13 protein-coding genes are annotated in these 15,761 nt (G+C 42.3%); 10 read left to right on the top strand and 3 right to left on the bottom strand.

Annotated elements, in window-relative coordinates:
• The 9 genes from V7K84_RS26360 to V7K84_RS26320 form a co-directional block, all read left to right on the top strand.
• A partial coding sequence (locus V7K84_RS26360) for a hypothetical protein (RefSeq protein WP_334842472.1) occupies window positions 1-1,676 on the top strand: 1,676 nt, incomplete at its 5' end.
• A 37-nt stretch (window positions 1,677-1,713) separates the two neighbouring features.
• Window positions 1,714-2,277: a CIS tube protein gene (locus tag V7K84_RS26355; protein WP_334842469.1), complete on the top strand. Its 564-nt coding sequence runs from the start codon at window positions 1,714-1,716 to the stop codon at window positions 2,275-2,277.
• Between the two features lie 178 nt (window positions 2,278-2,455).
• Entirely contained in the window at window positions 2,456-4,189 is a 1,734-nt protein-coding gene (locus V7K84_RS26350) for a VgrG-related protein (RefSeq protein WP_334842467.1), read from the top strand.
• 117 nt (window positions 4,190-4,306) lie between these two features.
• A complete protein-coding gene (locus V7K84_RS26345; RefSeq protein WP_334842466.1) occupies window positions 4,307-4,804 on the top strand; it encodes a PAAR domain-containing protein in 498 nt (165 codons plus the stop codon).
• A gap of 35 nt (window positions 4,805-4,839) precedes the next feature.
• On the top strand, window positions 4,840-5,388 hold the full coding sequence (locus tag V7K84_RS26340; protein WP_334842464.1) for a hypothetical protein: 549 nt from the start codon (window positions 4,840-4,842) through the stop codon (window positions 5,386-5,388).
• A 20-nt stretch (window positions 5,389-5,408) separates the two neighbouring features.
• A complete protein-coding gene (locus V7K84_RS26335) occupies window positions 5,409-5,822 on the top strand; it encodes a GPW/gp25 family protein (protein WP_094350967.1) in 414 nt (137 codons plus the stop codon).
• Complete coding sequence (locus tag V7K84_RS26330; protein ID WP_334842461.1) at window positions 5,819-8,014, top strand: putative baseplate assembly protein; 2,196 nt, start codon at window positions 5,819-5,821, stop codon at window positions 8,012-8,014. Before V7K84_RS26335 ends, V7K84_RS26330 begins: the two co-directional genes overlap by 4 nt.
• A gap of 108 nt (window positions 8,015-8,122) precedes the next feature.
• Window positions 8,123-9,154, top strand: a complete 1,032-nt coding sequence (locus V7K84_RS26325; RefSeq protein ID WP_334842460.1) for a phage tail protein — start codon at window positions 8,123-8,125, stop codon at window positions 9,152-9,154.
• A gap of 52 nt (window positions 9,155-9,206) precedes the next feature.
• The gene (locus tag V7K84_RS26320; RefSeq protein ID WP_334842457.1) at window positions 9,207-10,406 is read left to right on the top strand and encodes a DUF4159 domain-containing protein; all 1,200 of its coding nucleotides are present in this window, start codon (window positions 9,207-9,209) and stop codon (window positions 10,404-10,406) included.
• Between the two features lie 84 nt (window positions 10,407-10,490).
• Here V7K84_RS26320 and V7K84_RS26315 read toward each other — a convergent pair whose 3' ends face one another.
• The 3 genes from V7K84_RS26315 to serA all read right to left on the bottom strand — a co-directional run bounded on the left by V7K84_RS26315 (window position 10,491) and on the right by serA (window position 14,557).
• Complete coding sequence (locus V7K84_RS26315) at window positions 10,491-11,789, bottom strand: hypothetical protein (protein ID WP_334842456.1); 1,299 nt, start codon at window positions 11,787-11,789, stop codon at window positions 10,491-10,493.
• 123 nt (window positions 11,790-11,912) lie between these two features.
• Window positions 11,913-12,833: a 50S ribosomal protein L11 methyltransferase gene (prmA, locus tag V7K84_RS26310; RefSeq protein WP_334842454.1), complete on the bottom strand. Its 921-nt coding sequence runs from the start codon at window positions 12,831-12,833 to the stop codon at window positions 11,913-11,915.
• A gap of 143 nt (window positions 12,834-12,976) precedes the next feature.
• A complete protein-coding gene (gene serA, locus V7K84_RS26305; protein ID WP_334842452.1) occupies window positions 12,977-14,557 on the bottom strand; it encodes a phosphoglycerate dehydrogenase in 1,581 nt (526 codons plus the stop codon).
• Between the two features lie 900 nt (window positions 14,558-15,457).
• Between serA and V7K84_RS26300 the strand changes: the two genes are divergently transcribed.
• Complete coding sequence (locus V7K84_RS26300; protein ID WP_334842450.1) at window positions 15,458-15,655, top strand: hypothetical protein; 198 nt, start codon at window positions 15,458-15,460, stop codon at window positions 15,653-15,655.
• Window positions 15,656-15,761: the final 106 nt, after the last annotated feature.

Here is a 15,761-nt window from a genome sequence, read left to right as displayed (position 1 = left end):
TCGCACCACTTTCCGCTACATCACCTGAGATTGTTGAAATACCAACAATTACCGCCATATCATCAGAGATTGGTGAAACTGCGATCGCACCACTTTCCGTCACATCACCTGAGATTGGTGAAATACCAACAATTACTCCTACATTACCTGAGATAGGTGAAACTGCGATCGCACCACTTTCCGCTACATCACCTGAGATTGTTGAAATACCAACAATTACCGCCATATCATCAGAGATTGGTGAAACTGCGATCGCACCACTTACCGCCACATCACCTGAGATTGGTGAAGCACCAGTAGTTAGCGCCATATCATCTGAAATTGGTGAAACTGCGATCGCACCACTTACGGCTACATCACCTGAGATTGGTGAAGCACCAGTAGTTAGCGCCATATCATCAGAGATTGGTGAAACTGCGATCGCACCACTTACGGCCACATCACCTGAGATTGTTGAAGCACCAGTAGTTAGCGCCATATCATCAGAGATTGGTGAAACTGCGATCGCACCACTTACCGCCACATCATCTGAGATTTCTGAAACACCAATAATTACTCCGACATCACCAGAGATTGTTGAAACTGCGAGTATTTTCAGGAAAATTATTGATAATGAACAAATAGTAGAATCAGAATTTACCTCTGCGGTAACAAATGAAGAAAATCCTGAAATATTAACCTTTGTTGATACCTCAGATAATCCCACCTCCCCACAAAATGAGGTAAATACATTACCTCAAGTTGAGCAAAATGCGATCGCAGAAAATTTGCCAGCACCTAAAGGTTATGCTACTGGTGGTCATGTCATAGACTCCCACGTTGAAAATCGTCAGCAGATAGCACCCTCGGATACAATACCTGCAATGCTTACGCCTGGGGAGTTTGTGATTAATACCAGGGATGCACAGAAGAATTTACCTCTACTGCATCACATCAACACTGGTGGAACACCGCACGATATTATCCTTCCAAGTTTACAGACACCCAATCCTCAAGAACCAGAAGAAGAAACTTCTCCAGAGACTCCGACTAAAGTCGATTCTTTTCCAGACACTTCATTACAACTAAAAAGCGCTGAGACTGATTCACCAGAGATATCCAATTCTTTCATTCCTTCTTCCTTGGGGTTGAATATTAGTAAACAGAAACTTTCTATTCTCAATTCTCCAGAGATTCATACCCTTCACAATGAAACAATTGATGTAGGTGAATCCTCACCCCAATACTCATCGCCTCCCCTGATTTTCCGAAAAACAAATTCCACCACTAATACATCTTCCCAATGGTCAAATACACCTTCTCAATGGTCAAGTGTGGAAGATTTACTAAATGGAAATGATGATGAATTCACTAGCTTTAATTTTAATGATGGAGAATCTAATAGCCAAAGTTATGAATTTTCTCATGTTTCAGAATCACCACAAGTTTTTGCTAAACACCTTCCTTCAGCTAGAGGCTTTGCTAATGGTGGAGAAGTCACTCCACCCGACATATCTAGAGAAATAGCACCAGTAACTGAGACGATAGAGAACGCATCCTCATTTTCTCAAGAAGATAATAAAGATGATACAGCCGATCTTGAAGCTCTAGCTCGTGAAGTTTATAGCAGATTACGACAACGGATAGAAATTGAGCGAGAACGTCATGGTGGTTCCTCTGGTAGATTACCTTGGTAAATTTGTATTCAAGAATTAATTTTTGGAGAATATTCAAATGGCAAGTCCAGCAATTATTGTTATTCAAAAACGTCAACCGCAACTTGAGAAAGCCAAACTTGTAGCTTATAACGGTGAAGCGCCAGATATTGAATTAATGTTTAATCCTACAGATATTAGTTTCGCTCGGACTGTTAAGTGGGAAAGTAAGGATGGTAATAGAGGAACTACTCTACTTCCGAAAGTAAACTTTTCTGGCGTTGAGCCTTACAAATTTACACTCAAACAGTTACTTTATGATACTTATGAAACAAAAGAGTCGGTGATGAAGAAATATATAGATAATATTAAAAAAGGTGTAGAAACTATTAGTAAAGCAACTGACAAGCGACCACCTGTTTACATATTCACATGGGGAAATGAGTATTTTTATTGTGTAATCACGAGTTTAACTTACACTTTAAATATGTTTTTGAGTGATGGGACACCGGTAAGGGCACTGGTAGATATAGCCTTACAAGAAGTAGATAAGAATAATCTTCCTGGAGGACGTGAATCTGCTTCTACAGGCAATGCTCGTGCAGGAGATCAAAAGGGACAAACACTGAGTAAGACAAAATAAGTAATACCAATTTGAAAAAAAATGCGACAAATAGACCATTTGTAGAGACGCGATTCATCGCGTCTTTAGCCAAGGATGTGTTGCAATCATTAATTGAATTGGTATAAAGTAACAAATTAGTATTTACTTTCTCATTAAAGGCTGCTCTGAACATTTCATAAGTTATAAAGTAATAATTATGCCTCCTAAAAAAAGCCTTTATTTAAGCGAACCTAAAATACAGATAGATGGAAAACAGGCTTCTCCTGAATTAATGAAGGATGTGTTGCAAATCACAATCGAAGAAAGCCTTCATTTACCAGCAATGTTTACGCTAGTAATCCATAACAGCTATATTCCCGCATCTGATCGACCAGAAAACAAGGCTTGGCGACATGAGCAGTTGTTTAAGATTGGGAAAAAAGTGAAGTTAGGTTTTACTTCGAGTACTACTCTAGATAATAACTTTCAAGAGGAGGTAGGAGAATTCCTCATTGAAGGTGAAATTACAGCGATGGAAGTTCACTTCAATGAAAAATCTGAAGCTGATATCATTGTTCGCGGTTATGATATTTCTCATCGTCTGCACAGAGGTCGTTATAATCGTTCCTTTTTAAATAAAACTGATAGTGATATAGTCAAGCAAATAATTAAAGAAGTAGGTATAAAACTTGGCAATATAGAAGCAACTGGTGAAGTTCATAAGTATGTCTTTCAAGAAAATCAAACTAATATGGAGTTTTTGCGAGAAAGGGCTGCTCGCATTGGTTTTGAGTTATTTATTACAGAGGAAAAGCTAAATTTTTGCAAACCAAAAACTCAGGGAGCGTTATCACTAAAATGGCTAGTTGATATTAATAAGTTTAGTACCCGCGTTACCAGTGCCGAACAGATAAGTTCTGTAGAGGTACGCGCCTGGGACTATACCCAGAAACAATTGATTAGTGGAACAGCCAAGAAAGAAAAGCCAATAACCGAGACAGGTAATAAGCTAGGAAGTAGTACTAGTAATGCATTTTCTAATCTCAAATCTCCCAAAATGATTGTTGTAGATAAACCTGTTGCCAGCAAAAAACAAGCAGAGACAATGGCTCAGGCTTTGTGTGATGAACTGGGAGGAGAATTTGTTTATGCAGATGCCAAAGCAGAAGGGAATCCTGAGATTCGTCCGGGACGGGTTATTAATCTTCAGGATATGGGCGATCGCTATAGTGGTAAGTATTATGTTACAGAAACCCGCCATTTCTTCAGCCAGCGCGTTTATGAAACTTATTTCAGCGTGCGGGGACTACGTTCTGGTAGCTTATTCACAACTCTATCTCCAGAAAAACGTCTCCAGCCATCTGAAACTTTATTAGTCGGGATTGTGACTGATAACAAAGATCCACAGGCATGGGGTAGGGTGAAGGTGAAGTTTCCCACTCTCACAGAAGAACATACAAGTGACTGGGCGAGAGTTGTAGCTGTGGGAGCAGGCCCAAATAGAGGTTTTGACTGTTTACCAGAGGTAAACGATGAAGTTTTAGTAGGTTTTGAGCATGGCGATATCCACCGTCCCTACGTTATTGGCGGGGTATGGAATGGCAAGGATGCACCACCGGAAAAAGTAAGGGATTCGGTTACAAGTGGTGTAAGATTACGTACCATTAAAACTCGTGTAGGTCATACTCTACAGTTTGTTGAAGAAGATAAAGGAACTAGCAAAAAAGGTATTCGTGTAGAAACTGAATACGGTCACAAAATATATCTCAATGACAGTCAAAGGTGTATAGAGATTGAAACCAAAGGCGGTCATAGAATCAAAATGGACGATATGGCTAAATCTGTTTCAGTGAAATCAACAGGTAATATGTCATTAGATGCTGCTGGCAATATCGACATTTCAGCCAACGGTACGATTACAGTCAAAGGTGCGTTGATTCGACTTAATTAATTTTCTATGTTTTTTCTCAGCGCTCTCTGTGCCTCTGTGGTTTAAAAGTAATTTATCTAACCACAGAGACGCAGAGAACACAGAGGCAAGAGATTAAAGACACAATAGGAGGTTGTCGTGGGTAGACCAGCAGCAAGAATTACCGACAATGTAGCGCACCCCTTACCCCCAGTCTTAACAGGGGGGCCGGGTAGTCCCAATGTGTTGATTGGGTCTTTACCTGCGTGGCGGGGCGTACTTGCAGCAGCAGTACCAGGTTTGCAGTCCGCCAAAACATCTTCTGATGCAGCTATCAAAGCGGCTGAGGCTGCTACTTTAGCGGCGGCTGGTACGCCAGGGGCACCTGCTGCCTTAGCTGCCGAACAAACTACAAAGACAACGGCAGCTTCTACTATGGGTAGTGCAATTACCGCCGCAGCTGCTGGTGCTGATATTCATAATTGCGCCACACCTTTACCTTTACCTCCTCACGGGCCTGGGGTTGTGATTGACGGTAGTCAGACAGTGCTGATTAACAATCTGCCTGCCTCTCGCATGGGCGACACTGTTTTAGAAGCATTGGGGCCACCGAATAAAATTATCAAAGGTAATCCCACTGTTTTGATTGGCGGCTGATTGGAGAGGCAGGAGGCAGGAGGCAGAGGACAAGGGTGAGTTATGAATCTCTTTCATCCACCTTTGAACTGGATGAATCCACCTCAGAACTCCGTTCATCCACCTTTGAACTGGATGAATCCACTTCAGAACTCCGTTCATCCACCTTTGAACTGGATGAATCCACCTCAGAACTCCGTTCATCCACCTTTGAACTGGATGAATCCACCTCAGAACTCCGTTCATTCACCTTTGAACCGGATGAATCCACCTCAGAACTCCGTTCATCCACCTCGGAACTGGATGAATCCACCTCAGAACTCCGTTCATCCACCTTTGAACTGGATGAATCCACCTCAGAACTCCGTTCATCCACCTCGGAACTGGATGAATCCACCTCAGAACTCCGTTCATCCACCTTTGAACTGGATGAATCCATCTCATATCAAGTCCGGTTAATCACTAATGATTACCGCATTTGTGCAAAAATCGGAAAAGTCTCTTTGCCCTGCCCCTCTGCCCCTCTGCCCCCGCCTCTTCAACCTCGACCTTTGGCGAATAGGCTTAAACCTTCTGTGCCGATATCTTTGAAGATATCCATGTAACAGCTGTCTAAGTGCCAGATATGGTTTACGGTCGTCAACGAGCCTATTTGGGAACAGGTTGGGCTTATCCACTGCATTTAAGTGTGCAAGGTGGGATACAACTGAGTCGTGAAGATCAAAAAGTTAAAGAATCTATTTGGATTATCCTCCGCACGGGAGTAGGTGAGCGGGTTTACCGACCTACGTTTGGTTCGCGCTTATCGGAACTGGCGTTTGCACCTTTAAATAGCGATACCCTACTGCGAATCCGCCTTTATGTCTTGGAAGCTTTAGAAGTTTGGGAACCACGCATTACTATCGATGAAGTTGTCACCGATCCCGATCCAGTGCGTGGCAGAGTAGACATCATCATCAATTATCGACTTAAAGACGGCCCCGATATTTATAGTTTTGTTTATCCTTATTATTTGGTGTCAGCTGGAGAGGAATCGTGAACTTTGACTTTCTACCGAAATTACCTTCTTCCAACTTAGACGATCGCGCCTTTGATGATTTGGTGCAAGAATGTATCATGCGGATTCCTCGCTACTGTCCAGAATGGACTGACCATAACCTCAGCGACCCAGGAATTACGCTCATTGAGTTATTTGCTTGGTTAACTGACCAGATGTTGCTCAGATTCAACCAAGTACCCCGAAAAAATTATGTTGCTTTTTTAGAATTACTAGGTATTCGTCTCCAGCCTCCCGCCCCAGCCCGCACGGAATTAACTTTTTATTTAAGCGCTGCACTACCTGAAGCCTACACGATTCCCGCAGGATTGGAAGCCTCAACTATTCGGACTGAGACAACAGAAGCAATTACCTTCAGCACAGATTCTCCTCTAATTATCGGCAAACCCCGCATCCAACATTTCTTAACTGCCCAAACTACCGAAGATATTCCCCAATCTCTGCGCGAAAGAGTCACAACTTCCTGGACTCGTCAATCTAACGGTTACTGGACAGGTAATGAACAACCGATTTTTGAAGAGGAACCCCAACCTGGTAATTGCTTTTATTTAGCAATTAATTCTGACGATCCAATAGATGCTAATGTTTTAGAAATTATTTTTCAAGGGGCTGCGGCTACTCCTGCTGGGATTAACCCCAATCAACCACCCCGGAGATGGGAAGCTTGGGATGGGGAAAATTGGCAATCAGTTTTATTGCAAGAATCAGATGATAAAACTCGCGGCTTCAGTTTTTATGAAATCGCTCAAGAAGGTGAAAACCCCTCTCAAGGTGCAGAGGTACGTCTGCATTTACCTCAAATTTGGCCTGTGGCTAATTTTACCTCTTACCGAGGTCGCTGGTTGCGCTGTAGCTTTGTTTCCACGGAAGCGAATGAAACTGGTTACAATCGTCCGCCACGAATTATTGGTTTAGCAGTCCGTTCAATTGGCGGTACTGTGAGGGCTAGCCATAGTACGCTGATTCAAGATGAGCGATTGGGAATTAGTGATGGTACGCCCGGTCAAAGTTTCCAGTTACAAACAGCACCAATTTTAGAACGCCGAGAAAATGAGTATATTTTAGTTACTCCCGCTGGTGGTTTACCTCAAAAATGGACTGAGGTGAGAGATTTTGCTGATTCTGGGCCGCATAACTTCCATTACACCATCGATTCCATCACTGGTACAATCCAGTTTGGGCCGCTGATTCGGGAACCGAGCCAACTTAAACAGCAAACACAGGTGAGAACTCGAATTCAGCAACCATCACTAGATGACACATCTGTACAAGTTCTGGAAAATAACCAATCCGAACACCAATATGGGGCAATTCCTCCGCGTGGATCAGAAATTAGGATGGTTAGTTATCGTACAGGCGGTGGTAGAGAAGGCAATGTTCAAGCTGGGGCAATCCAGTTTTTGAAGTCTGCATATCCATATATTACTAGTGTGGTCAATCGCGTACCAGCAATCAATGGCGCGGATGCTGAGTCACTAGAACAAGCTGTAATGAAGGCTCCCCGCATTCTCCGCACACGCGATCGCGCCGTCACTGCCGAAGATTTTGAAGTTTTAACTCAACAGGCGGGTGCAGGTGCGATCGCCCGCGTCCGATGTTTGCCAGCAAATTCTCAAAGACAAGCTGGTATAGTTAGTTTGCTGGTAGTTCCTTATGCAAACACAGATGCGATCGCCCAAGGCAATGGCATGACACCAGAAGATTTTGCTCTCAGTAATGCCCTCCAAGAGCAAATTTTGAGTTATTTAGATGAAAGACGCTTATTAGGGGTACAAGTAGAGTTACAAGAGCCAAATTATGTAGGTGTTTCTGTACAGACAGAAGTTGCTTTAGAGCCAGCATACAACAACCCTTTTGCCAGCGAAGAAATTCGTCGGAATTTAAGGCGATCGCTGTATAAATATTTAAACCCCTTAACTGGAGGAATCGACGGCAAAGGTTGGCCATTTGGGCGACCAGTTTATACATCAGATATTGTCGCATTACTGCAACAAACCCCAGGCGTGCGTCATTTAGGCCCCGTCTTGCTATTTCCCATCCGCAAGCAAGGAGAAAATTGGCGACGACAACCATCGCCAGAACAATTGATCGATCCGGGATCGGAAGGTTTGATATGTTCTTGGGCTGATACAAATCTGCGTTCCAATCACGACATCCAAATCATTAATCGTTGATTTGTCATTTGTCATTTGTCATTGGTCATTAATTATCTATCCTCCTCTGCTCCTCTGCTCCTCTGCTCCCCTGCCCCCTGCCTCTTCTTACCCCCAATCCCCAATCCTATGGTTCAAAGTCGCTCTAGTCCAGCTGTAAGCATTCAATTAACGCCAATGCAAATTCCCGAAGCTTTACCTGTGGCAGGTTTAGCATTTGCAAATGCAGAAAATATCGATGTAGCTGGACGTAGTTTGCTTTTGCATCCTGGACATCCCAGCGAGATGATTGTGCAAGTGCAAAACTTAGAACAACGTCCTTTGCGGGTGAGCTTAAGCGTTGAAGGAAACTTCCCGTCGCAGTGGTGTCAGATTGGTACAGAAGGCAGTGAGATACCGCCTCGCGGACAAATGGATGCTGTCCTCTACTTCTCAATTCCCGACACATTTTTTGAAGACCAAGAAGCGATCGCTCCTGGAAAAAAAGACAAACTAACACTCAATTTTCGCAGCCTAATTACTCTACACATAGACTCAGGCACGGACAACGAACAAATCGAGAGAAGCGAGTATTTCGATTTATACATCCGTCCCTACACTGCCTACATGGAATTCTTGCCAATTTTGTATCGGGAAGTGGACTTTATTGGTCGCTTTATGAAAATATTTGAGCAAGCTTTTCAACCAATAGTTAATAGTTACAACGTCATGTGGGCAAACCTCGATCCCTTGACAGCACCACAAGCATTACTACCCTTTATGGCGCATTGGGTTGCTTGGCAAGTAGATTCTGTTTGGGATCTCCAGCAACAACGGCGTTTAATTAGCCGTGCAGTAGAACTTTATCGCTGGCGAGGAACTCGTAAAGGATTGCGTCTTTACTTGCATCTTTATACAGGTTTACCGCTAGATGAGCATTTACCGAATGAAGCTGATAAACATATTAGTATTACCGAACCTTTTGGCCCAAGTTTCATTATAGGAGATGCACAATTAGGAAATGCAGTTTTAGCAGGTGGACAACCATATCATTTTATAGTACGTTTGCGTTCAAATATTTCTAGTGGCGTTATCAACGAAGAACTTATTCAAAGAATCATAGAACAAGAAAAACCAGCTTTTTGTACCTATGAATTATCTATCGAAAATCCCTCTAATTAAATAATTCATAATAAAGTAAAATTTAATCCAAAATCTAAAATCTAAAATTGCTATGTCTCATCCTTTCCCACCACCACCAATTAAATCCTTTGAACGCTTGCAAGCCGCAGACGGCTTATTAATTAATGCAGAACGTTGGCGCACAGCCCATGAATATCACCGGAATCGGCAAAATGCTCAATATCAAAGTTTAAATCAACCAGGAATTGTCTGCGGTTTAGGCGTGCGAGATGTGACTGCCCCAAGCCAAGTAGAAGCTAGATATCGAGATGGACGTTGGGTGCAAATTCAACCTGGTATTGCAATTGATTTAGCAGGTAATCTAATTGTTGTACCGACTTCTTATGACTTTCCCATTGATTTAGAAGTAGTAAGTTCTGAACCGCTGATGATCTACTTAGTAGTTAGCTATGTAGACCCCGATGAATTGCGGCGCGGACAGCAAAGAGATGTTGTTCAAGAAACTTATCGAATTGACCAAATAAACTCTACACCAGCCAGTTCAGAAATAGAAATATGTCGGATACTTCTGCAACCAGGACATACTGAAATTACCCAACCTGCGGATGCTTTTTTCCCTGGATATAATAATATTGATTTGCGCTATCGTCGTCAGGCACAAATGCGTCCTCAAGCACTTGTATGTATGGCGCAGGCGACTCATAGCGATCCAGAATGTGCGCGTAATTTTTTCAGCCTTTCATATTTGTTACAAGCAGTAGAACCCCTGTACCCAAGTTTGCGAGGGGCTGATGAACCCGGTCAGGTTTCCTTAGCAGAAAATATCCAAGACTATGACATTCTTTATCTCACAGGTGGACAAGCAATTTCTTTAAATAGTCTCGAATTTGAATCCCTCAGAAATTATTTAAATTTAGGTGGTGTACTTTTTGTTGATGCACCAACAAATGCTAATCCTTTGATTGAGAGTACTCAAGCTTTGGCACAACAGTTAGAGAGTCCTTTAAGACCTTTAGAAGAATTGCAACGGAGTCATCCTTTAAGGACAAAACCTTTCTTATTTGCTGCCTTGCCAATGGTTAATCAACAGCAGATTAAACTGTTAATCGGTGGAGGAATTATTTTAGCAATTGGAGATTTAGCAACTGCTTGGGGACTGGATAGAGATTTGAGTTTACCCAGATTGACCATTCGTACAGCTCAAGAATTAGGGATTAATATTCTTCACTATGCTTGGAAGCGGCGACAGTTAATTGGGTTGCAACAGGAAGATAATTCCGGGCAGTGGTAACAGAGCTTGGGTTGCCCTGAGCTTTGTCGTACCCCTACTGCCAACATTTTTGAGCAATTTCCACACTACAATATCGACTTGGAATTATTCAGTTTGGTTGTTTGCGATCGCACTATTATTTTTGTCATGTTCAAGTTCTCTCATTAGAGAATCAAAACCACTGGTATTGTTTCCGCTTTGGGCAAATAAAGACCGAATTTTATTGATTATCGCACTCATGCTATTGGAGAAAAACTGACCGAGATTATTAACAAAGTTTTTCAGCTTTTCAAATATCGAAACCTCTACAGTGGAGTATTTATTCACAATTGGATATACAATTTTTCCTTTTTCTGTTTGATAGTATTCTTGTTCAGGCATCAACATTGATGTGAGTGGTTGCACCTGTTTTGCCATATCGGCTTCGGTTCGTTTATTGCTGAGGAATAAAACGTCATAAATTTTCCCATTCCAGCTAGCCCAATAATGGTTTTGGAAAAACCATCGTTTACCGTCATCACAATTATGCTTTTTTCCTTGGTATGGGGTAGTTCCAGCTTCACTCAAAAAAGGTTTAGCGATACTTTCAATTGTTATTTTTTCAATGCCAAAATATTCTTCTGCAACTTTTTTAAAAGCACGGGCTAATGTCTGACAATCTCCTTCTGGAGAGCCTTTTAATAGAGTTTCTGGACTCTTGCTCACCATTGTGTATTGAAATTGGATATTTACAAAGTTTTTGAAAAGTTGTTCCAGTATTTTATCTTGTGGTAATGTGTCATCTATGCCATTGACTAGTGTTTTGGCTAGCGAATATTCTTGTAAAAATTTTTGTTTTTTATCTGCTGAGTTATTTGCTGCTAATATTTCTTCAGACTTTGCTTGTTCGTTCTGATTAGCTGGTATCGTCTGCTGTGCATCCTGGTTTTGCAGAGGAGATCGATTAATTTGGTTGACTACAGCAGTAGCGACACTATCTGCCTCTTGCTCATATCGATCTCCTGATTGACCAATAGTCAGTTTTGACTGTATTTCTCCTATTGACACGCTATCAGCACGTTTTATCGCCATTTTGCTCAGGTTATGACCAAACTGGGAAGAGTGTTTCTTTCCTTGCTGCAAAGACTCATTCATCTTTGTTTGCAAGACAGTGAGTCGCTCTTGTCCCTCTGGCGCGATCGTGCCATGCTTGGCTTGTATTTGGAGTTTTGTTGCCTCAAACTGATATTGTTGAAATTTCTGATTTTCTACTTTTGTCTGTACTATAGGCTTGTTAGAGCCAAGTTGAGAGTGGGTAGTTAATAAATGCGTAGGCGTAGCCCGTCGTAGACATTGCAACTGACTTTGCTCTGACGAATAAGCGGATGAGTCAGCTTTTTTGTGGATTTGTAGCCGTTCTTTCATCGCTAGTTTCAAAAGTCAATAGTGGGTAATCTATATATTATGTCACTGAAATATCCCCGACAACTTTTACGAATGTGGGGATATCATTGTTTACGAATGATTTAGGATTACTTTTCTACCGAATTAAGAACGCCGTACATTTAAGCAACACCATTCTTTGCGTTTCCACAGGGTAGCGACAACCCAGCCATTTTGTTCTAAAGCGTCAGCAACAGCTTTAGATTGTTCCAGTAAAATACCACTGAAGATCGCCCAAGTTTCAGGTTTAGCGATCGCACTCATTTCTGGAAGCAATTCAATAATTACATGAGCCAAAATATTGCAGACGATACCATCTACTGGCTTTTCAATTAGTTTTGTCAAAACGTCTACACTCCCCTGTGCAGGTAGTAAACGTTCTGGGCGAATGTCATTCAGCGCACTATTACTGATGGTTGATTGTACCGCCAAAGGGTCAGTATCCACTGCATAGACTTTCTCTGCTCCCAGTAGCAGCGCCCCAATGGAAAGGATACCAGAACCACAGCCAATATCCGCAATTACCAGATGTTCATGTTTGCCAATATTACCCACAAAGGACTGAGAAACTCCACTCAACCGCATTTCCAGGGATTCTAAACATAGTTGAGTGGTCGCATGGTTGCCCGTACCAAATGCTACACCAGGATCGAGGCGAATCACTAAGCGTTCCGTTGTTTCTGGTAATGGTAGCCAAGCGGGATTAATTAGGAAGCGATCGCCTATTTCCTGCGGATGCCAATATTGTTTCCAGCTAGTCGCCCAATCTTCCTCGTCAATTAATTGCCATTGCAAAGAAGGAGATGGAACTCCTACACAGAGGGCATCTTGACGCAGCCACAGCGACAGCGCTGCCAAATCTAGCAGCTGTGTTTGAATTGTCGGCAGATAAGCCCTGACTAAAGATGAGTTTCCTTTATTTTCACTAGCTGTCCCACGACAGCCAAAATCTTCCAGTCGCCAAAAGATCGATTCTTCTAGGTCTGGTTCACATAAAATATTCAGTTCCCACCAGGTATTTGCCATTTTTGAGTGCTGTTAGCGCTAGCGGGGCGTTCAGCCCGTGCTGAGTGCTGAGTGCTGAGTCAAGAAAAGTTAGGAGTGAATAGTTAGGAGTTAAAAGTTAAAAACTCCTAACTCCTAACTCTCTCAAACTCAGCACTCAGTACTCATAGTGTTACTGTATACGCGTCCCGAATACCAGGGACTTTTATAATCTCATCCAAAATGCCCTCTGGTAAAGGGTCATCTATACTCAGAGCCATGACGGCATCACCACGGACGATTTTACGACCTACTTGCATACTGGCAATATTCACATTAAAACTGCCGAGTAGGGAACCAAGTTTGCCGATAATCCCCGGCATATCGCGGTGCAGGGTAAACAACATATATTTGCTGGGTGGGACGTTAATCGGGAAACCGTCAACGTCGGTGAGGTGGATTTCCCGCTCACCCAACAAAGCACCTGTAACAGAATGAGTACCTAAAGTACCCGTGGCTTCTAGATGCAATGTGCCGGCATAGTCCCGAATGGAAGCATCGCGGGTTTCAATCACCCGAATTCCCCGTTCTTTGGCTTCTATGCTGGCATTTACGTAATTTACTCGTTCCCGCAAAGCTTGATAAAGTAATCCTTTGAGGGCAGCGACGATTAAAGGCTGACTTTTGTTGGTTGCGAGTTCCCCTTGCAGTCGAATATTGAGTACTTCCACCCGTCCGCCAGCTAGCTGTCCTACCAGATTACCTAGAGTTTCTGCTAGTTGCATGTAAGGTTTGAGTTCTTCCAACACATCGGGGCCGAGTCCGGGAATATTGACGGCTGAACGTGCTGGTAGTCCTAAAAGTACATCGCGAATTTGTTCGGCAACATCAATAGCCACATTCACTTGAGCTTCTGCGGTAGAGGCTCCCAAGTGGGGGGTGAGGATAACTTCTTTACCTAGCGATCGCAATTCCGATTCACCCAATGGTTCTGACTCGAACACATCCAAGGCTGCACCACCGATTTTACCCGCTTTCAAAGCAGCTGCTAAAGCTACTTCATCAATGATCCCACCACGAGCGCAGTTGATAATCCGAGCTGTGGGTTTCATCTTTGCCAAGGTTGTGGCATTGATTAAGTGGGTAGTTTCTGGGGTTTTCGGGATGTGGAGGGTGATATAGTCTGCTTGCTGGAAGAGTAAATCTAGCTCCACTAACTGACAACCAAGTTGTTCGGCTCGTTCTGTAGAAATAAATGGGTCATAAGCTAGGAGTTTCATCCCCATTGTCCTAGCTACAGCGGCAACATGGGAGCCAATTTTACCCAAACCGACAACGCCGAGAGTTTTTTTGTAGACTTCCGCACCAACAAAACTATTGCGATCCCACGCACCGCGTTTCACCGAAGCGTTAGCATCGGGGATGTGGCGAGACAAAGCCAAAATCATTGCTAGCGCGTGTTCGGCGGCGGCAATTGTATTTCCTTCTGGAGAATTGACTACCACAATTCCCCGGCGGGTGGCAGCGGGAACATCCACATTATCCACACCCACACCAGCACGACCGATGATTTTTAGTTGGGTGCCGGCATCAATGATTTCTTGAGTGACGCGTGTACCAGAGCGAATCATCAGCGCGTCATACTCACCAATAATTGCGATCAGTTCCGCTGGTTTTAGACCTAGTTTGACATCAACGGTAGCAACTTGCGAAAGAATGTCAATTCCAGCTTGGTCAATCGAATCGGAGACAAGAACCTTAGACATGATTACTTCATTTAAAGCTACAGGTTTTGCTGCACAAGACTTTTTAGTTTAGTCTTTATCTGTCGCAATTCAGCAAAAATTATTCGTTTGAATATCGACTTAACCTTAACTTACACTATCTGGTGGTGGTATCAAAGCATGAGTTGCTTCTGGTGGATACTGCCTCCTAAGTATTTGAAGGTGAGTGGCTATTTGCATCATCCTGTCGCTAAATATAAAGCATGAATAGCACTAAGCACCGATATATTTATTAATAGTTAAGAGTTACCAAAATTTTATCGGCTGAAGCAACTTTCTGAGTGGGGTAAAAATGCCTGTATTCTTGACTAGGCTGCAACTTTAGATCGGGCAATGCTATAGACAACCACGAAACGAGCGAGTAACTATTATATCTATCAAATCTTGGCTATTTCTAAATACCACAAGTGGTATCCCTTAGTCAAAGCAAGATATTGCAACTTTTATCTCAAATAGGCGTTTCAATTCACCAACTGTTCAGTTTTTGATTTGTCCGTATCGCATATTACCAGAGTCAGCTTTATGGTAAAACCCCTATCTTACCATAAAATATTTGTGCAAGAGTCTAAGAAAGTCGTGAAAGCTTTCTGGGAAGTTTGATGTTCTCTTGAAGATGAATAAAGCTCAATTAACTAAAATCATCTTTTAAATCATTCAATAATATTGAAGCTAAAACTAAAAATATTTACTTCCAAAAGCTTGAAAGCAAGCAGGATCGTATCTATCTGAGGAAATAGTTATATAAAAAAATAGTTATTTTAGTTTTTTTATTCCTAAAGATTAAGTTAATCAAGGCAAATTGCAGATAAAAATATGTCAATAATCTTGTATGATTTTTTCAGTAAGGTTAGCCATAAAAAACAACAATAAATAAAATAACAAATGCCTAGACTAGTAGGACAACGCTCTAATACTGGAGCAAATATCACCAGCTTAATCATTCTAATCGCCATATTTGGGGCACTCTCCGAATACTTTGGTGTGATTGATATAGTTCCCGGTTTTGGACGAGAGGGACGATATTTTCAGTTGAAGTTTCAGGCGACTAACGAACAAATGATTGAACAACAAAATCAATAAAAATACCAGGGATAAGTAGGTAGGTGCGAAAAAACCTAATTATGTAAAGATAAGTAAATACGGAGAATGCATCTACTGAGGTAACTGAAATATGGGTGCTCGTTTA

The sequence above is a fragment of the Nostoc sp. genome, from assembly GCF_036917315.1.
Lineage (GTDB): Bacteria > Cyanobacteriota > Cyanobacteriia > Cyanobacteriales > Nostocaceae > Nostoc.
This window is presented reverse-complemented; position numbering and strand designations above follow the sequence as displayed.